The sequence below is a fragment of the Actinomyces culturomici genome (genome assembly GCF_900499005.1).
In the GTDB taxonomy this organism is placed as follows: domain Bacteria; phylum Actinomycetota; class Actinomycetes; order Actinomycetales; family Actinomycetaceae; genus Pauljensenia; species Pauljensenia culturomici.
In genome coordinates, this window is the sequence record NZ_LS991317.1 from 189881 (window position 1) to 209110 (window position 19230).

The 19230-nt window shown below is 73.0% G+C and carries 14 protein-coding genes; 6 read left to right on the plus strand and 8 right to left on the minus strand.

The window, feature by feature from the left end; all coding sequences use genetic code 11:
* Window positions 1-6 precede the first annotated feature (6 nt).
* Both DY157_RS07900 and DY157_RS07905 read right to left on the minus strand, forming a co-directional pair.
* On the minus strand, window positions 7-1764 hold the full coding sequence (locus tag DY157_RS07900) for a hypothetical protein (protein WP_115728110.1): 1758 nt from the start codon (window positions 1762-1764) through the stop codon (window positions 7-9).
* Entirely contained in the window at window positions 1754-2098 is a 345-nt protein-coding gene (locus tag DY157_RS07905; RefSeq protein ID WP_115728111.1) for a hypothetical protein, read from the minus strand. Before DY157_RS07905 ends, DY157_RS07900 begins: the two co-directional genes overlap by 11 nt.
* Before the next feature lie 224 nt (window positions 2099-2322).
* Between DY157_RS07905 and DY157_RS07910 the strand changes: the two genes are divergently transcribed.
* Window positions 2323-3099, plus strand: a complete 777-nt coding sequence (locus DY157_RS07910; RefSeq protein ID WP_115728112.1) for a fructosamine kinase family protein — start codon at window positions 2323-2325, stop codon at window positions 3097-3099.
* Window positions 3100-3188: 89 nt separating this feature from the next.
* Here the strand turns inward: DY157_RS07910 and DY157_RS11390 are convergent, their stop codons facing one another.
* The gene (locus DY157_RS11390; protein ID WP_160159487.1) at window positions 3189-5120 is read right to left on the minus strand and encodes an acyltransferase family protein; all 1932 of its coding nucleotides are present in this window, start codon (window positions 5118-5120) and stop codon (window positions 3189-3191) included.
* A gap of 162 nt (window positions 5121-5282) precedes the next feature.
* Here DY157_RS11390 and purB point away from each other — a divergent pair, with 162 nt between their 5' ends.
* On the plus strand, window positions 5283-6755 hold the full coding sequence (gene purB / locus DY157_RS07925; RefSeq protein WP_115728114.1) for an adenylosuccinate lyase: 1473 nt from the start codon (window positions 5283-5285) through the stop codon (window positions 6753-6755).
* A gap of 245 nt (window positions 6756-7000) precedes the next feature.
* Here purB and DY157_RS07930 read toward each other — a convergent pair whose 3' ends face one another.
* From DY157_RS07930 to DY157_RS07940, 3 genes are all read right to left on the minus strand, one after another.
* Window positions 7001-8974, minus strand: coding sequence for an HAD family acid phosphatase (locus DY157_RS07930; RefSeq protein ID WP_115728115.1), 1974 nt, complete (start codon window positions 8972-8974; stop codon window positions 7001-7003).
* 106 nt (window positions 8975-9080) lie between these two features.
* Window positions 9081-10013: a DMT family transporter gene (locus DY157_RS07935; protein ID WP_115728116.1), complete on the minus strand. Its 933-nt coding sequence runs from the start codon at window positions 10011-10013 to the stop codon at window positions 9081-9083.
* A gap of 326 nt (window positions 10014-10339) precedes the next feature.
* Window positions 10340-12082, minus strand: a complete 1743-nt coding sequence (locus DY157_RS07940; RefSeq protein ID WP_115728451.1) for a glycoside hydrolase family 13 protein — start codon at window positions 12080-12082, stop codon at window positions 10340-10342.
* 152 nt (window positions 12083-12234) lie between these two features.
* On the opposite strand from DY157_RS07940, the gene DY157_RS07945 reads away from it, so the two are divergent.
* Window positions 12235-13104: a GNAT family N-acetyltransferase gene (locus tag DY157_RS07945; protein WP_115728117.1), complete on the plus strand. Its 870-nt coding sequence runs from the start codon at window positions 12235-12237 to the stop codon at window positions 13102-13104.
* A gap of 190 nt (window positions 13105-13294) precedes the next feature.
* Here the strand turns inward: DY157_RS07945 and DY157_RS11515 are convergent, their stop codons facing one another.
* Window positions 13295-14059 (minus strand): pyridine nucleotide-disulfide oxidoreductase, encoded by a 765-nt coding sequence (locus DY157_RS11515; RefSeq protein WP_175578452.1) that lies wholly within the window; start codon window positions 14057-14059, stop codon window positions 13295-13297.
* On the minus strand, window positions 14056-15576 hold the full coding sequence (locus DY157_RS07955) for an alpha/beta hydrolase (protein WP_175578453.1): 1521 nt from the start codon (window positions 15574-15576) through the stop codon (window positions 14056-14058). Before DY157_RS07955 ends, DY157_RS11515 begins: the two co-directional genes overlap by 4 nt.
* Before the next feature lie 256 nt (window positions 15577-15832).
* Between DY157_RS07955 and DY157_RS07960 the strand changes: the two genes are divergently transcribed.
* From DY157_RS07960 to DY157_RS07970, 3 genes are all read left to right on the plus strand, one after another.
* Window positions 15833-16117: a metal-sensitive transcriptional regulator gene (locus tag DY157_RS07960; RefSeq protein WP_115728118.1), complete on the plus strand. Its 285-nt coding sequence runs from the start codon at window positions 15833-15835 to the stop codon at window positions 16115-16117.
* A 51-nt stretch (window positions 16118-16168) separates the two neighbouring features.
* Window positions 16169-16414 carry a heavy-metal-associated domain-containing protein gene (locus tag DY157_RS07965; RefSeq protein ID WP_115728119.1) on the plus strand — a complete coding sequence of 82 codons (246 nt, stop codon included), beginning with the start codon at window positions 16169-16171 and terminating at the stop codon, window positions 16412-16414.
* A 189-nt stretch (window positions 16415-16603) separates the two neighbouring features.
* Window positions 16604-19150 (plus strand): metal-transporting ATPase, encoded by a 2547-nt coding sequence (locus DY157_RS07970; protein WP_115728120.1) that lies wholly within the window; start codon window positions 16604-16606, stop codon window positions 19148-19150.
* Window positions 19151-19230: the final 80 nt, after the last annotated feature.

Genomic DNA, 19230 nt, shown 5'->3' on the forward strand with positions numbered 1-19230 from the left:
CCCCGCTCACCCCCGGCCCGCGATCCTCCTCGTGTCGTAGACGAGCGTCTCCGTCCTCGTCCGTCCGTCGATCCCGAGGCCCCGGATTCGCGCCTCCTCCCATTCGCGCACCTCGGCGAGGGCGGGGTCCGCGGCCGCTGCGGGCCCTTCGATCCCCTCCATGAGCGCGCGGTAGGTCCCCATGTCGTGCGCGGCGAGGTGGCCGGCGTCCTTCGCGACGAGATCCGCGCCGTCGAAGTGGACGGTGACGACGCCGGGCGCATTGGACGCCCCGTCGAGCGCGGGGACGAGGTCGCGCGTGTTCTCGAGGGCGAGGACCGGCAGGCCGCCTGGGACCGACCCGGCGATCGGCGAGCCGGCCGTGAGCGCGGAGACGACCGTGTAGTCGGCGCGCACGGTCGCGTCGGTCGCGAGGCGCGCGGCGACGATGCCGCCCTGGGAGTGGCCGACGAACTCGACGGGCTCGCCCGCTCCGATCCCCGCCATCTCCATCGCGGCGAGCACGGCGCGCGACTGGTCGGACTCGGCGCCCGCGACCTCCTGGAGGTTGCTCAGCATGTCCTGCGGGTTGGGACCGCCCGCGCCCCAGTCCTGGGTGCCGCGGATGACGACGCTCCAGGAGACCGAGGTCGTCCCGTCCGGCGCCGGGGTCTCGTGGCGCAGGATCTTCAGCTGCCCCTCCTCCCCGCCCTCGCGCAGGCCGGAGAGTTCTCCGAGGAGCGACGAGGGCGCGAGCGGAGTCGGCGAGGCGGAGACGGGAGTGGGCGCGGGCATCGGACGCGACGGCGCGACCGGCGGCGTCGGCGCGGCAGGTGGGGTGAGCGGTCCGGAGGCGAGGATCGCCCCCTCCGGGCGGGCGCGGAATCCGCTGAATCGGAGCGCGAAGGTCGCCGCCGAGAGGGCCGCCGGCACGCGCGGCGAGGGCGCGAGGAGGACCGGAGGACGGGGCTCGGGCGACTCGACCATCGCCATCCCGCAGAGCTCCGGTCCCCGCCCCGCCCCGATGCCCCGCCGATCGGCGGGAAGGACAGGGCCGGAGACCTCGACGCCGCGGACCCGGCCGAAGAGCGCCTCCCCGAGCGCCGCCGCCCAACTCGCCGCCATCCCGGCCGCTCCCGCGCTCCCGTGCGCACCGACCCCCCGCCCGGCACTCGCGGAGTCTCGGTCGTCGAGACCCGCGAGCGCCCGACGCCCCGAGGGGGCGAGGAGCGCGGAATCGAAGAGGGCGTCGGAGAGTGCCGCGAGATCGCGCTGCGCGCGCACCCCCGCGAGCCCGTCCCCGACGCCGAAGTAGAAGGAGACGGCGGCGGCGACGAGGTCGAGGCCCCGCGGATCGACGAGCGGCAGCAGCTCGCGCATCGCCCGCACCCGCCCCTCGACGAATCGCCCCCCGTCCGGGTGCGGGCCGTCCGCCGCGAAATCGATGTCGAGGGGGCTCCGCCACCCGAGGCTCGAGGCCCGCCCCTCGGCGGCCGCGTAGAGAGCCGCGGCGTAGGCGACGGAATCGGCGAGTTCCACGACCAGCCCCCGTGCGAGCTCGATCGAGCGGCTCGCGCGCGCCGCGGCGTCCGCGGCCACGCCCGCGCTCAGCGGATCGACGCACGTGCCGCAGGAGGCGTGATCGGCGGCCCAGGTCGCGTACCACTCGAGCCTTCCGAGCAGGCGGCCGACGTCCGCAAGACGACCGGAGGCCGCGGCGAGGACGTCGGCGTCGACCCGCGTCCCCCCGCCGACGACGAGGATTCGATGCGTCTCACTCCCCATGGCCCGCTCCTCCGAAGGGGTCGGGCCCGTAGCCGGGCAGGGCGAGGGGAGCGTTGGCGCTCGCCGCGGCGGTGAGGGCGCCGGGGGCGGACAGCGCCTCGAGCGAGCCGACCTCGAGGACGACCGCTCGATACGCGTCCTCGCACTCCGCGAACGCCGCGTCGAGGGCGACCCTCGCCTCGAGGAGCCGGGCGCGCGCCCCCTCAGAGGCCGGCCCCTCCCAGCCCTCGAAGCCCTCGATCGCGACGTCCGCCCTCGCGCCCTCGAGCTCCACGAGCACTCCGTCGAGCGCGTCGCGGGCCCCTTCGGCCGCGCGGATCTCCGCTTCGAACATGTCGTCGTCCCTCCCGCCCCATCGTCTTCTCGTCGCGCACACGGTAGGCGCGGGCGCTCCCGCCGCACCCGCGGAGCCGTGGGAGGATGTGGACGGCGCGACGCGGGCGGTCCGCCTGTGGAAGAGGCCCGACCGCCGGCGAGCGGCGACGCCTCTGCCCGAGCGGCGCGAACCCGCCGGAGCGCACCGGACGATACGCGGATCGACGAGGACGAGGAGGCGGCGTGGACACGTGGAGGAAGACGGACCCCAGGCCCTCGCGGATCTCCCACGAGGTCGCCGGGCTCGCCTGGCTCGCCGACGCCGGCCCGGGATCGGCCCCGGTCGTCCCGGTCCTCGCCTCGGGGCGGACCTGGCTCGAGGAGCCGCGCCTCCAGCGGGTCGCTCCGAGCGACGCGGCCGCCGAGGAGTTCGGGCGGGCCCTCGCCCGCACGCACGCCGCGGGCGCCCCGCGCCTCGGCGCTCCCCCGCCCGGGTACGAGGGCGACGGGTGGATGGGCGAGGCCCCTCTCCCCCTTCTCGAGGACGCCGCCCCGGCCTCGTGGGGCGTCTTCTACGCGGAGTACAGGATCGCGCCCTACCTCGGCGCCCCGGGCTTCTCCCCCGCCGACCGGGCCCTTCTCGAGCGGCTCTGCGCGAGGCTCGCCTCCGGGGAGCTCGACCACGGCCAGCCCGCGCTCGTCGCCGCCTCGGGAGCGGGCGCCGCCCGCACGCACGGCGACCTGTGGAGCGGGAACGTCTTGTGGACTCCGGCGGGGGCGACGCTCATCGATCCGGCCGCCCAGGGCGGGCACGCCGAGGAGGACCTCGCCGCACTCGGCGTGTTCGGCTGCCCGCGCCTCGAGAGAATCCTCGACGCCTACGACGAGGCCTCACCCCTGGACGACGGCTGGCGCGAGCGCCTCGGGCTCCACCGCCTCCACATCCTCGTCGTCCACGTCGCGCTCTTCGGGGCCGCCTACCGGGGCGACGTCGTCGCGATCGCCCGACGCTTCGTCTGACCTGCGCCGATCGCCGGGCCCTACGGAGTCCGCGGGCGCGAGAGCCGCTTCGTCGTCGGCCGCTCCGACTCCCGAAGGCCCTCGGGGGCCTAGCGCGCCGCGGCGAACGCCGAGCGCAGCGCGTCGACGTAGAGCTCCTCGCCCTCGTCGCTCACCGGATGAACCGAGTCGCCCGCGAGGAGGTCCGTGCGCGCCGAGATCCGCGCGCTCCAGTCGGCGACGACGACGTTGCGGTACTTCGCCGCCGCGCGGCCGATCGCCTCGTTCGCCGGGGGAATCCACGTGCAGCGCGCGGGCCCGAACCCGGTGACGAGGACGAGCTCGCGCGTCGGCCCGACCTCGCCGACGAGGGTCGCGATCTGATCGTCCGTGACGATCGCATTGGTCGCGAGGGACACGACGACGTAATGGCGCAACGCCCCCTGCTGCGCGAGCGCGTCGATGATCCCGGGTGCGTCCGCCATCGGGCGCGAGACGGCCGCGTCGATCGCGATCCCCGGATACGCCCGCGTGAGGGCGCCGCTCGCGCCGAGGGCGACGGAGTCCCCGATGAGGGTGATCTCCTCGCCGGGCACCGAGGGCGCGGACTGCGCGGCGTCTGCCGACTGCGCCGCCTCCGCGGCGTCCGAATCCTCCGCCGGGGCCGACGTCGCCGACGCGGCGGACTGCGCGGCATCGGCGACGCCCGATTGGGCTCCCGACTGCTCGGCGCGCGCACCCGACCTCGTCGCCCGGTCGAGGGCCTGGGCCCCGGCCTCGACCGCGAGGGCCGCGCTCGGACGGTTCGGGGAGACGACGAGGGCGCTCGAGGCGAGCGCGACGACGAGGAGCGGAGCGGCGAGGACGGCGGCGCGCCTGCGGGGCGAGGCCTCCCGGACCTGACCGACCAGGCCCTTCGCCCACTCGACGAAACCTTCGCGACGTATCGGCGTCTCGATCCACCGGTAGGAGGCGGCGGCGATGAGGACCGACGCGGGAACGACGAGCGCCGCGACGAGCGCCGGCGAAGCGAGGGGCGCGGCGTAGAAGGCGAGGACCCACAGGGGCCAGTGCCACAGGTAGATCCCGTACGAGCGCTCGCCGAGCCAGACGAGCGGCCGCGAGTCGAGGACTCGAACGAGGACCGCCGCCGGCCCCGACGCCGAGACGTCGGGAATGAGGGAGCGGATCACGACCGCCGCAGCCCCCGAGACGAGGACCATCCCCCACGGGTACATCGCCTCCTCCGGGAGGACGACGGCGAGGACGATCGTCGCCGCGAGCGCGGCGACTCCCGCCCAGCCCCAGTCGCGGCATCGCGGATGACGGGACTCCCCGACGCGGAGCGCGTGCGGGACCGCGAAGGCGAGCGTCGCGCCGAGCATGAGGCCCCACAGGTGCGCGTCGGTCCCCATGTAGGCGCGCGAGAGGTGCGCGGGGGCGAGCACCGCGTGGAGGGCGATCGAGACCGCGGCGAGGCCGAGGGCGACCTCGATCCGCGCGCGCTTCGACGCCTTGACGAGGAGGACGAGGAGCACCGGCCACACGAGATAGAACTGCTGCTCGACCGCGAGCGACCACATGTTCGTGAAGAGGAGCGGCGAGGACTGCTCGAAGTAGGAGGAGCCCGCCGCGATCTCCACCCAGTTGTACGCGCCCGTCAGCGCCCCGATCACCTGCCGGGGAAGGGCGACGAGGGCGTCTCCTCCGACGACGAGGGCGAGCGCGCAGGCGCCGACGCAGGTCGCCGCCACCGCCGGGACGAGACGGCGGAAGCGCCTCAACCAGAACGCGCGAACGTCGATGCGACCGGTGCGCGCGAGCTCGTCGAGGAGGAGCGAGGTGATGAGGAAGCCCGAGAGGACGAAGAAGACGTCGACCCCCGCGAAGCCCGCGTCCGCGACCCCGGGAAGGAGGTGGTAGACGAGGACGAGGGCCGCTGCGATCGCGCGGAGGCCGTCGAGTCCGGGCAGGCGGTTGCGCACCGGGGCGAGCGAGGTCGTCCTCGGGGCGTTCGGCTTGCGGCTGACGGGATCGGGCACCCGACCATGGTAGGGGCCCCCACGGGCGACTCGGCGCGGGGCCCCGAACGATCCCCCATTCGTCCCGGAGACCGCCCCGGCCTCGTCGATCGCGAACGGATGTCCGCGCGGCGGGGTCGGACGCGCGCCCGGGACGAGGGCGGGGGATGGGATGATGGGCGCATGAGCGCTGACTGGTCCACCCTGTTCTCGACCGCCCACGGCTACGCCGACCTCGCCGGCTCCGGCGAACCCCTCTCCCCGCTCGACGGGCGCTACCGAGCGGCGGTCGCGCCGCTCGCGAACCACCTCTCGGAGGCGGGCCTCAACCGCGCCCGCGTCCACGTCGAGATCGAGTGGCTCATCCACCTCCTCGACCACCGCGTCCTCCCCGGAGCGCCGGACCTCACCGACGCCGAGCGCGACTACCTGCGCGCCCTCCCCCGCGAGTTCGCCGACGCCGAGATCGCGCGCCTCGCCGAGTTCGAGGCCGTCACCCGCCATGACGTCAAGGCCGTCGAGTACCTCATCGGCGAACGCCTCGAGAAGGCCGCCGACGTCCTCGGGCCCTCGACCTCCCTGCCCCGCCTGCGCGAGGTCGTCCACATCTTCTGCACCTCGGAGGACATCAACAACCTCGCCTACGCGCTCACGATCAAGGCCGCGATCGAGCAGGTGTGGCTCCCCGCGGCACGCGCCCTCCTCGAGCGGCTCCTCCGTCTCGCCGAGGCCGGCGCCCACGTCCCCATGCTCGCCCACACCCACGGCCAGCCCGCCACCCCCGTGACGATGGGCAAGGAGATGGCCGTCTTCGCGCACCGCCTGTCCCGTCAGATCCGCCGCGTCGAGAACGCCGAGTACCTCGGGAAGATCAACGGCGCGACCGGCACGTGGGCCGCCCACGTCGTCTCCGTGCCCGGCGCCGACTGGCCGATCATCGCCCGCGACTTCGTCGAGGGGCTCGGTCTCGCGTGGAATCCGATCACCACGCAGATCGAGTCGCACGACTGGCAGGCCGAGCTCTACTCCGACGTCGCGCGCGCCGGCCGCATCGCCCACAACCTCGCGACCGACTGCTGGACGTACATCTCGATGGGCTACTTCCACCAGAACCTCGCCGCGCAGGGGTCGACGGGCTCGTCGACGATGCCGCACAAGGTCAACCCCATCCGCTTCGAGAACGCGGAGGCGAACCTCGAGGTCTCCGGGGCCCTCCTCGACTCGCTCGCCTCGACGCTCGTCACCTCGCGGATGCAGCGCGACCTCACCGACTCGACGACGCAGCGGAACATCGGCGTCGCCCTCGGCCACGCCGTCCTCGCCTACGACAACCTCGTCCGCGGACTCGACGGCGTCGACATCGACGCGAACCGGATGGCCGCCGACCTCGACGCGAACTGGGCCGTCCTCGGAGAGGCGGTCCAGCAGGCGATGCGCGCCGCCGCGATCGCCGGCGCGACCGGCATGGCGAACCCCTACGAGCGCCTCAAGGAGCTCACCCGCGGGCACGAGGTCGGCGCCGACGAGATGCGCGACTTCATCTCCGGGCTCGGCCTCCCCGCCGAGGTCGAGGAGCGCCTCCTCGCCCTCACGCCCGCGACCTACATCGGGCTCGCCCCGGAGATCGCGCTCTGGGTCCTCCCCCGCGAGAGCTGACCGCCCGCCCCCTCCACCGAGAGCATCACGTTCGCGCGTCGAGGGGATCTCCCCCGCCCCTGCGCCCNTTGATGATGGGTCTGTGTGTGTGTGGCATGCAAAAGCCGGCATACGAGATCCGTCTTAGTCTGGTGGGCTGGGAGTTGTATATAAGACAGCGGTGCCCCCTCCGTCGGATGGACGGAGGGGGCACCGCTTTCCCGAGGCTCCCCTCCGCGCCGGGGGGGGCGCGGGGGGCCGACCGATCAGGGGGGGTAGTAGGTGGGGTTCGGGAGCTTGTAAGCGACGTCCGAGTACCCGCCGATGAGGTCGGAGTACTGATCGCCGAAATTACCGACGATGCGGTAGCCGAGGTCGTTCTCGATGTGTCGGCGAACCGAGGACTTGAACTCGATCGTCGTGCACTTCTCGCCCGCGCAGGTCACCCAGCTCGGGAGCTCCGACGCCTTCGACGAGGTCTTCGTGAAGTAGAGCTCGGACGGGATCTGCGGGTAGCCGACCTCGGTGAGGTTGCGCTGCGTGACCTCCTTGACGTCGTCGGAGCGGCCCGTGAGGCCGATCGGCTCGCAGCCCGCGGCCTTCGCCGCGGTGACGAGGTCGACCATGCCGGGCGTGGCCGGCAGCGCGTGGTAGTCGGTCTTGAGGTACTGCGTCTGGAGCGCGGCGCTGAAGTTGAACTCGAGCCACTCCTCCATGTCGTAGGTCCACAGGGTCGTGTCGTCCGCGTCGAGGGTGATCGCGGGCTTCTCGCCGGCGGCCACCGCCGCCTGGCAGGCGGCGACGACCTCGTCCTTCGCCTTCGAGGTCACGGCGAGGAGCTCGGAGATGTAGGGCGACTCGGACTTGTCGGCGACGTACTGGCCGAGCGAGGAGTCGCGGCTCGCGTTGTAGTACGCGCGGATCGACGCCTTGACGATGTCCATGTTCGGGACCTGGTAGTCCTTCACGCCGTCCGCGGCGCCGGAGGACCCGTCGGGGGCGACCTCGTAGACGCTCGCGGCGGGGGCCATGCCGGCGGCGTCGTCGGCGGCCTGCGACTCGGGGAAGTCGGGGCTCGGGAGGTAGTAGGTGGCGTTGGGGAGCTTCACCCACGCGTCGGCGTACCCGCCCTGGAGGTCCGACCACTGGTCGCCGAAGTTGCCGACGATGTCGTAGCCGAGGTCCTCGATGAGGTGCTGGCGCGTGCCCGCCTTGAACTGGACGGTCGTGCACTTGTTCTTCGCGAGGTCGCAGCGGCCCTGGGCCTTGAGGTAGTCGGGCATCGGCGTCGAGGAGAGGAACTTCGTGTAGTACTTGTCGGCCGTGAACAGGGGGTTCCCGTCCTGGTCGACGTAGCCGGCGTGGGTGAGGTTCGCGATCGTGTAGTCCTGCTGGTTCGCGGCGCGGCCGGTGAGGCCGATGATCTCGCAGCCCGCCGTGTGGAGGGTCTTGACGAGCTCGACCATGCCGGGGGTCGCGGGCATCTCGTTCGCGTCGAACCACGCCTGCTGCTTGGCGGGCGTGAAGTTGAAGTGCATCGACCCGTCCTCCATGTCGTACGTCCACAGGGTCGTGTCGTCGGCGTCGAAGACGGCGGCGGGCTTCTTCCCAGCGGCGAGGGCGGCGGTGCAGGCGGCGGCGATCTCGGGCGCCTTCGCGGCGGTGATCGCGGTGACGTCGGAGATGTACGGCGAGTTCGTCTTATCGGCGATGCCGTTCTTGTCGGCGTTCATGTACTTGCGGATCGTCTTCTTCGCGATGTCCCAGTTGACGAGGTCCTCGCCCGAGGCCGTGAGGCCGGTCGATCCGTCGGCGTTCAGCATGAAGGAGGTCCGCGGCGTCATCCACGACTCGTCGGCGTCCGAGCGGGGCCGCGGGGCGGGCTCGGGATCGGGCTCCGGGGTCGGCGCGGGGGTGTCGGTACCGGGCTTCTCGGCCGAATCGCCCGTCCCGTCGGACGGCGTGCTCCCGGCGGGCGCGGAGATCGTCGTGTCGCGTCCGGCGACGTAGTGGTAGCCGGCGGGGCACTCCTTCCCGGCCTGGGCGGAGGCCTCGGCGCGCGTCGGCGCGAGCGCGAGGGCGGGAACGAGCGCGATGAGGAGGAACGCCCCGAGGGCGGCCCTCCTCCGTCGCGCGATGAGCGCCGCGCCGACGACGCCGGCGACGAGGGCGAGAGCGAGAACGAACGCGACCGGACCGCCTGTCCGGGCGAGGTTCTCGACGCAGTACACGGGGACCACTGTGTCTCCTCTTCATCGAGTGCCTGATGGGGAGGAACACTATAGGAGCGCCATTCGGCCGCGAGAACCGGGGTGAACGCTCACTCAGCAGAGCTGTTACCGTTTGTCACCGTTCTCGAGGATCGAGGGCGGCCTCGAGTCCGCGCGCCTCGTCGTCGTTGATCGACGAGGACGGGGCCGCGCCCTCGTCGATGGGAGCGGAGGAGGGCGCGAGCTCGGCGAGGAGCATCGCCCCGAGGACCAGGCCGCCGCCCAGCGCGAGGCGCCACGTCAGCGACTCCCCGCCGAAGAGGGCGGCGAAGACCGGCTCGGTCGTCATGATGACCGCCGCCGAAGCCGCGGGGATGCGCGCCTGCGCCCAGGTCTGGACGATGAGGGCGAGGAGGCCCGACACGAGCGCCATGTAGAGGACCGCGGCCCATCCGCCCGGTCCGCTCGGGAGCGCGACGCCGCCCGGAAGGCAGGCGACGCCGCAGATCGCGCCGATCGCGATCATCTGGATCGAGGCGAGATCGACGCCCTTCTCCTCGCCCGCCCAGCGGCCGAGCAGGACGATGTGGACCGCGTAGAGGAGGGCGCCGAGGAGGGTGAGGAACTCGCCGATCCCGACGGAGAACCCGTCGAGCGAGAGAACCGAGAGCCCGACGGTCGACAGGACGACCGCGAGCCACACGCGCCGGCCCGTCTCCGCGCGGAAGACGAGGAAGAGCAGGACCGGCGTGAGGACGACGTACATCCCCGTGATGAAGCCCGACACCGACGCGTCCGCGGTCTGGAGCCCGTAGGTCTGGAGGATCTGCGCCGACGCGTAGACGGCGCCCGCCGCGAGTCCGCGGGTCCAGGTGCGTCGAGAGCACGAGACGAGGCGGCGCCCGGCGAAGAGCGCGACCCCCGCGGCGGCGATCACGAAGCGCACCCCGAGGAAGTCGAGCGGCGGGACCGAGACGACGAGATCCTTGATCATGAAGAACGTCGACCCCCACACCGCCGTGATGGCGACGAGGGCGAGGGCGGGAAGCGCGGTCGATCGGGATTTCACCCGCTCAGCGTAGGACGGGTCGGCCTCGCGGCCCGTTCGCGTCCGCGGCCTCGCCCCCGCCCCGCGAATTGGAGGGGTTCACGATCTCCACCCCGCGAATTGGAGGGGTTCACGACACGTGGAGGACTCATACCCCCTCCGATTGTCGCCAACCCCTCCACCAGGGCGCCGGCGGCCAATGGGAGGGGCGGTCTGGTGAGCACCATAACGCCAAGTGGAGGGGTTCCCGACACGTGGAGGACTCATACCCCCTCCGATTGTCGCCAACCCCTCCACCAGGGCGCTGATGCGCTACGAGCATGACAGCGCGCAGCGCGGCGCCGCGATCAGCGCGGGAGGCGCCACCAGCTCGTCGAATCGGCCGCGAGCACCCCCGGAGCCGAGGCCCCGGCGGTGTTGAGGAGGAACTCGGCGCCCTCGGGCGCGTCGAACGCCTCGTCCGCCGCGCCCGTGTTCGTCGCGCACACGAGCTCCCCGGCACGGAAGGCGAGGACCGACGGGGCGCCGACGTCGATCCACTCGACCCGGTGGGCGTCGCCGAGCAGCGAGGGGCGCAGGCGCGCGAGACGACGGTAGAGGGCGAGCATCGAGTCCGGGTCGGCCTCCTGGACGTCCCTGGCGAGCGCCCGGAATCGGTCGGGCTGGGGGAGCCAGGGCGCCGCCCCGCCCTCGGGACCGAAACCCATCGACGAGCCGGCGGACGTCCACGGAAGGGGCACGCGGCAGCCGTCGCGGCCGATCTCCGCGCCGCCCGTGCGGATCCACATCGGGTCCTCGCGCGCCTCGTCGGGCAGGTCGAGGACCTCGTCGAGTCCGAGCTCCTCACCCTGGTAGACGAAGGCGGTGCCGGGCAGGGCGAGCATGAGAGCCGCCCCCGCCCGCGCACGCCGGACTCCGAGGGCAAGGTCGACCGGCGTGCGGCGCCGCGCGTCGGCGAGCATGTCGAAGGGATCGGGGTCCTTGTCGACCGGGACCTGCCCGAGCCTCGTGACGAGGCGGAACACGTCGTGGTTCGCGAGCGCCCACGCTGGCCCGTCCTCGGCTCCCGCGACGTCGAGCGAGCGCTGGATCGAGGCGCGCAGCCGGTGCGCGAACCACGGCTGGACGAGGAGGTCGAAGGCGAAGGACTGCTGGAGCTCCCCGGGCGCCGTGAACCGCGCGAGGCTCGCGGGATCGTCGACCCAGGCCTCGCCGACGAAGTACTTCGGCGGGTCGTAGGACTCGGCGAGCTCGCGCCACTCGCGGTAGACGTCGAAGAGCTCGGGCTGCGTCCACAGGGCCGACTGGTCGACCCCTCGACCCCGGGGGAATTCGGGCGCCTTGACGAGCCCGTGGGCGACGTCGATGCGGAAGCCGTCGACGCCGCGGTCGAACCAGAACGCGAGGACGGAGAGGAACTCCGCGCGGACCTCGGGGTTGCGCCAGTTGAAGTCGGGCTGGGTCGAGTCGAAGAGGTGGAGGTACCACTGCGGGTTCTCCGTGCCGTCATCGACCCGGTCCCAGGCGGGCCCGCCGAAGATCGAGGTCCAGTCGTTCGGCGGCTCGGACCCGTCCGCGCCCTCGCCCTCGGCGAAGAGGAAGCGGTCGCGCGCGGGAGAGCCGGGGGCGGCGGCGAGGGCCTCGCGGAACCACGCGTGCTCGTTCGAGGAGTGGTTGGGGACGATGTCCATGAGGACGCGGACGCCGAGCGAGTGCGCGGTTTCGACGAGCGCGTCGAAGTCGGCGAACGTCCCGTAGTCGGGGTTGATCCCCCGGTAGTCGGCGATGTCGTACCCGTGGTCGTGCTGGGGCGAGGGATAGCAGGGGTTGAGCCACACGGCGCCGACGCCCATGTCGGCGAGGGCGGGAAGGGCTTCACGCACGCCGGCGAGGTCGCCGAGCCCGTCGCCGTTCGAGTCCTTGAAGGAGCGGACGTAGACCTGGTAGGCGACCGAGTTGCGCCACCACGCGCGCTTCGGCTCCCCTGCGGCTCCGTCGGGGGCGGTCCTTTCAGCGCCGGCCGCGGCGGACGAGTTCCGCCCGGCGCCGGGAACGCCGTCGTCGATCGTTCCGCCTACGGTCTCGAGCATCCCCGCCATACGGGCCCTCCGCTTCGTCCTCGTCGATCTCCTCGGCGCCGAGCGCCGTCGGTCGCCCCGAGGATACCGCCGGGCGCCTCGGATCTCCCGCCGGGAGCTGCCGGTTCGGACCGGAGCCGCCGACCGCGCCGTCGAGTGCTCCCGTGATCGACGCCGCCGCACTTCTCGCCGTCTACGACGCGCAGCTCCGCACCGACTCCGAGACCGCGGGCGCGCGCGTCGTGCGCCGCCTCGGCCCGCTCCACTGCGCGGTCTTCCCCGGTGGCCACGGCTTCGTCACCTACGGCCATCCCTCCCACGCGGAGGCGGCCGCGATCCCGTCCCTCGTCCCCTGCGCCCTCGCGATTTTCGAGGACGAGGCCGCGTCCTCGATCGAGTGGAAGACGAGGGCCCACGACGACATCCCGGGCCTCGAGAACGCGCTGTTCGCGGCGGGTTTCTCCGCGGAGGACGAGGAGTCGGTGATGCTCGGCCCGGCCGAGGGACTCCTCGGCGCGCCGATTCCGGACGGGGTCGTGCTCGAAAGGGTGTCGGGGCGCGAGGCGATCCTCGTGGCGCTCTCGACCGCCGACCGCCTCTTCGGCCGCGAGCCCGACCTCGATCGGGCGGGCCAGGTGCTCGACGACATCGAGCGGGCCCGGGCCCGGGGCGTGCCCGGGCCGCAGGTGCACGTCGCGCGGGTCGCCGGACGGATCGTGTCGTGCGGGCGCCTCGAACCGGTCGAGGGCTCCGACTGCGCCGGCCTGTGGGGCGGTGTCACCGATCCGGAGTTCCGGGGCCGCGGGATCTACCGAGCGCTCCGGCCTCGTCGCCGTCACCTGTTCGACGCCCTACGTCCTCGAAGCCGTCCGCTAATCGGGTCGCTCACCGTTCGGGCCACCCGCCCATTCCACTCCCCCGACGTCATGCTCCGTGCCGCACGACGTCATGCGCCTCGTACGTCTCCGGTGCCCCTACTGCAAATCCGCACACAGTTTCGGCCCTCGCGGAGGGCCGCCCGAAGGATGCCCTGAGGAAAGTGCAGATCCGAGCCCTGCTCCACCTCGACTGACGGAGATACTGTGTGCATTTCTGCGGGTACAACGTCGAGCCGCATCCCCTCGACGCTCGAAGGTAATGCTTTCGACGGAGAAAGGTAATGCTCTCGGCGAGGGGGAAGCGGGGCGGAGAAGAGGCGGGGGCGGCGGCAAGGCCAAGAAGGGCTCAGGGGTGCCAATTCGGGTCGGACGCCGGCGCCCCGTAGCGGGCGAAGAGGTCCGAGGGACGCGCGGTCTCGTCGACGAACCCGAGCGCCGTCATGTCCGCGAGGACGATCGCGCTCGTCTCTCCGGAGTCCTGTGCAGGGTCGACTGCGGCCCCGTCCGGCGCGTCTCCATCGACCGCCCGCGCACCGGCGCGGCTCATCGAGCGCCCGGCGCTCCTCTCCTCCATCGAGTCGGACTCTGGCGCCCCGCCCTGGTCCATCGCGGAATCGCAGGAGGAGGACGGGTCCTCGGCGAGGACCCTGCCGCGGATCGCGAGGGGTGCGAGCTCCCTGTTGTCCCAGACCGCCCGCGTCGCGACGTCGAGAAGGTCGACGAGGGCGTCGGGGGCGACCTCGAGGCCGCGCGGGAGGACGATGTCGAAGCTCGCGAGCGCGGGCTTGCCGAATCCCTCGCCGACGTCGGCGGACACGTCGATCGGGGTCGAGGGGTCGAGCTCGGCGACGCGCGAGCGGATCGCATCGTCGGCCGTCGCGAGGACGAGCGTGCGGAAGCGCGAGGAGCGGCCCCGGCGCCGCGAGGGGCGCATCGCCCGCATCGCGATGCCCGCGCCGAGGGCGCCGACGCCGAGCGCGCCGATGAGGACGGGGTTGGCGAGCTGCGGGAGGCGCCGCCCGACCCCGTCGAGGGTCCCCTTGTTGACGGGCGTGGATTCTCGCATCCAGCGGGCGACTTCGCCCCAGGGCTGAGGGGTCGGCTCGGTCATGGCGTCGTCCTTCCGGTTGCGGGGCTCGCCCCGTCGGCGGGCGCGTCCTCGCGCCCCTTGGGTCCGACCCCGACGCCGGCGAATCGCTTCGCGGGCGGAGCGGGGCGATCGATGAGGGGTGCCGGCGACCACGCGGACGCGTACTCGACCGGCTGGAAGTCGTCGGCCCGATCGAGGGCGACGAAGGCGTCGAAGGTGTCGCGACGGGTCGGCTCGAGGACCTCCTGCCACACCTCGTAGAAGAGGACCCGCGTTTCCTCGTCGGCCTGCGGGAGGTAGTCCGTGAGGGCGGCGACCGCGGAGGCGAGCCTCCCCCAGGGCGCGACGCGGACCTTCCGCTCGAGGTGGCGGACGGTCTCCGTGTAGGTCGCCGAGGAGTGCGCGTAGTAGAGGGGCGACTTCTTCGGGCGCACGAGGCTGCGGCCGACGACGACCCGACGGTCGGGCGAGCGCGCGGGCGTCCCGTCCATCGAGGGGATGACGTCCTGGTCGTGGGCGACCGACACCATCTCGACGTCGGGGCGGATGCGGATCCGCCTGGCCGGCGCCCCTTCGGCGAGGATCGCCTGGACGTCGACCCCCGCCTTCTCAGGCGGCATCGAGGCGAGGGCGACGGCGACGATCCCGCCCTGCGAGTGCCCGCACATGAGGACGGGCTCCTTCGCGAAGTCCTCCTTCGCGACGCCGTCGCGGGCCATCGCGTCGTGGATCGCGGCGACGACGCCGACGCGCATCGCCGACTCGAGGCCGATCATCTCGCGGATGTTCGACTCCATGTCGGCGGGGTTCTCGTCGGTCTCGAAGTCCATGTGGGCCGTGCCCGGAAGGGAGACGAGCCACCGCCTGGCCGCGCCCTCGCCGACGCGGGTGATCTTGACGGTGGTGCCGGCGGTCATCGACCAGTACATGTCGTCGATGTCGGCGCACAGGTCGCCGAGGGTCCGCGGCGCCTTGACGCGCCGCAGCTGCGCCTTCGGACGGCCCTTGCGGGCGGGCTTCGCGGCCGGCTCGTCGGCGGAGTCGCGCAGGAGGTGGGCGTGGACGGCGCCGCCGCGCATCGCGCCGACGGCCGTCGACACCGTGAGCATCGACGTCATGAGGGCGTCGTAGGCCCGCGGCGGGATGAGTGGAAGCATCCGCGCGGCGCGCTCCCCCGCCTTCGTCCGCCCCTCGGGGTCGAGGGCGATCCGCGCCCGCAGGACGGCGGCGCCCGCCCGCGAGACGGCTCCGGCGGCCCCGGCAAGGCCGCGGACGAAGAGGGTGTCGAGGCCGGGCTGGTCGAAGAAGATCCTCTGCGAGCGCTCGGAGGCGTCGGCGCCCATCCGGGAGGCGCGCGCCTTGGCGGATTCGCGCCACGACTCGGGGAGGAAAGGGAGTTCGGCGGCGAGCCCGAGCGCGCCGATCGAGGCGAGCGCCGGGACGAGGGGCACGAGCTTCGCTCGGACGTAGGCGGGCGGGTAGGACTGGGGGACGCGGCGCTGGGCGTAGATCCGCGGGCGTCGGCGTCGTGTCGCCATTCGACTCCCCTTCCGCGGCGCCTCGGCCCGTCCGGGCCCTGACCTTCCAGCGTAATCCTCGCGCCGCGTTCGGCAACGGGAGGGCTGCGGGGCGGGCGCGCGACGGGCATCCCGTGCGGCGCGGCGGACGGCCGACGCGGATCGACGAGGTCGGGGCGGCGGGCCGGAGCGGCGGAGGCGAGTGACGCGGCATCCATTGACACTCATACCCCCTAGGGGTATGGTCAAGGACGTCGGAACGAGAAGGAGAGACGGAATGCCCCACGGGTACTCGACCTCCACGGACCGCTACCTCGCCAGGCTCCGCCGCATCGAGGGGCAGGTCCGCGGACTGCAGCGCATGGTCTCCGAAGGGGAGTACTGCATCGACATCCTCACCCAGATGTCCGCCGTCCAGTCCGCCCTCGACTCCGTCGCCATCGGCCTCCTCGAGGACCACATGAACCACTGCGTCGCAAACGCCGCGAAGCAGTCGGACGAGGCGGGCCGCGAGAAGATCGAAGAGGCGACGAAGGCGATCGCCAGGCTCATCAAGTCCTGACCGCCCGATCGACGCACCGACCCACAGCCCACCGCTTCCCAGGAGGAACCCATGACCATCGAAATCGATCGCACCGTCGAGCTCGCCGTCAACGGCATGACCTGCGGCCACTGCGTGATGTCCGTGACCGAGGAGCTGGAGGAGGTCCCCGGCGTCAAGCACGTCGACGTCATCCTCAACTCCGGCGCCACCTCGAAGGTCACCGTCCTCACCGACACGGGTGTGGACGACGACGCCCTCCGCGACGCGGTCTCCGAGGCCGGGTTCGAGCTCGTCGGCATCACCCGCGACTTCTGATCCCCTGAATCCCCGAACCGCGCGCTCCCGCCCGCGGCCCCGCCCTCGTCGCCCACCCCACGGCGAGGACGCCACTGGCCGGCCGAACGCCCCGCGCAGGCGGCGCCGCAGGACCGACCGAGCCCCCGCGCCCGGGCCCGCCCGACCGTTTCGAGCGGGCCCCGGAAAGCGGTAGCAGAAAGCCTCATCATGTCCGCAGCTCGCATCGACGAGCCGACGACCCCGCAGGTCGGGGAGGGCGCCCGCGCGCACGCCGAGCGCCTCGAACGCCGACTCGTCGTCTCCGCGCCCTTCGCCCTCGTCGCCCTCGTCCTCTCGATGGTCCCCGCCTGGCAGTTCACCGGCTGGCAGTGGGTCGTCGCCGCCTGCTCGATCCCCGTCACCACCTGGGGCGCCTGGCCCTTCCACAAGGCGGCCTTCGCCGCAGGCCGCCACGGCTCGACGACGATGGACACGCTCGTGTCGCTCGGCGTCATCGCCTCGGCCCTGTGGAGCTGGTGGGCCCTCCTCTTCGGGGGCGCCGGCGAACTCGGGATGCGGATGTCGATGACGCTCATCCCGCGCGCCTCGATGTCCGGCCACGCCGAGATCTACTTCGAGGGCGCGTGCACGATCGTCGTCTTCCTCCTCACGGGCCGGTGGATGGAGGCGCGCGCCCGCTACCGCGCCGGCGACGCGCTGCGCTCGCTCCTCGAGCTCGGCGCGAAGGAGGCGACCCGGCTCGAGACCGACGAGGCCGGGAAGCGCCGCGAGGTCCTCGTCCCCGTCTCCGCGCTCGAGGTGGGCGATCTGTTCCTCGTCCGCCCGGGCGAGAAGGTCGCGACCGACGGCGAGGTCGAAGAGGGCGACTCCGCGCTCGACACCTCCCTCCTCACGGGCGAGTCCGTCCCCGTCGACGTGAGCGTCGGCGACCCGGTGACCGGCGCGACCGTCAACACGTGGGGCTCCCTCGTCGTCCGCGCGACCCGCGTCGGCGCCGACACCGCGCTCGCGAGGATCGGCCGGATGGTCACCGAGGCCCAGGCGGGCAAGGCCCCGGTCCAGCGCCTCGCCGACCGGATCTCCGGCATCTTCGTCCCCCTCGTCATCGGGATCTCGCTGCTCACGCTCGTCGGGTGGCTGATCGCGGGCGCCTCGCTCCAGGCGGCTTTCACGGCCGCGGTCGCCGTCCTCGTCGTCGCCTGCCCCTGCGCGCTCGGCCTCGCGACCCCGACGGCGCTCCTCGTCGGCTCGGGCCGCGCCTCACAGCTCGGCGTCGTCATCAAGTCCGCCGAGATCCTCGAGCAGACCCGCACGATCGACACGATGGTCCTCGACAAGACGGGCACGGTGACGACCGGGCGCATGACCCTCGAGGCGGTCCTCCCCGCCTCCTCCGCCCCCTCTGATTCCGCGAAAGCATCACCTTCGGGCGCCGAAAGCATCACCTTGCCGCGGCGAGGGGATCTCATCGACGAGGACGCGACCCTCGCCCTCGCGGCCGGAGTCGAATCCGGCTCCGAGCACCCCGTCGCCCGCGCGATCGTCGCGGGCGCCCAGACCCGCGGGATCGCCCCCGCCGAGGTCTCGGCCTTCACGAACCACGCGGGCCTCGGCGTTTCCGGCCTCGTCTCCCCCCCGTCCGGGGAGCGCGGCCTCGCCCTCGTCGGCCGCGCCTCCTGGCTGGAATCCATGGGCGTCGAGCTCTCCGCCGATGCGCGCGAAGCGCTCGGGACCGCGGAGTCGACCGGCGCCTCCGCCGTCGTCGCCGCCTTCGTCGGTGGCTGGTCGGACGCCGCCCCCGCCGCCGACGCCCCGTCGACCGACGCCGCCCCCGCGATCGACCTGCCGGGCCCGGACGACCCGCTCCCCCTCGCGACGATCACGATGAACGTCCAGGGCATGACGTGCGCGTCCTGCGTCCGCCGCGTCGAGCGCAAGCTCGGCAAGCTCGAGGGCGTCTCCGCCGCCGTCAACCTCGCGACCGAATCGGCGACGATCACCCTCACCTCCCCGCACACCGACGCCGAGCTCGAGGCCGTCGTCGACGCCGCCGGCTACGAGGGCACCGTCCTCACCCGCACGGAGGCCGCGTCCGCGATCGACGAGGCCGGGGCCGCCGCCTCCACCGACGGGGAACCGGAGGCCGCCTCGGTCCGCCGAGTCCTCCCCTCCCGGCTCGAGGGCGGGGACGTTCTCGCCGTCCTCGTCGTCCGCGACGCCGTGAAGCCCTCCTCCCCCGAGGCGATCCGCGCGCTGCGCGACCTCGGGATCGAGCCGGTGCTCCTCACCGGCGACAACGAGGCTGCCGCGCGCTACGTCGCCGACGAGGTCGGGATCTCCCGCGTCATCGCCCAGGTGATGCCCGATGAGAAGCGCGACGTCGTCGCCTCCCTCCAGGACGAGGGGAAGGTCGTCGCGATGGTCGGGGACGGCGTCAACGACGCCGCGGCGCTCGCCCAGGCGGGCGCGAAGGGCCTCGGCATCGCGATGGGCTCGGGCACGGACGTCGCGATCGAGGTCGCCGACATCACCCTCGTCAACTCCGAGCTCACGAGCGCCGCGACGGCGATCCGGGTCTCGCGCCGCACCCTCGCGATCATCAAGGGGAACCTCTTCTGGGCGTTCGCCTACAACGTCGCGATGATCCCGCTCGCGATCGCGGGACTCCTCAACCCGATGCTCGCGTCGGCGGCGATGGCGTTCTCCTCGGTGTTCGTCGTCCTCAACTCGCTCCGGCTCCGCACGGCGGGCTGACGCGAGGATGGGCGGGCCGAGATTCCCGGCCGGACCGCTCGCTGAATGCACGGCCCCCGGGCGCCTGAGGCGCCCGGGGG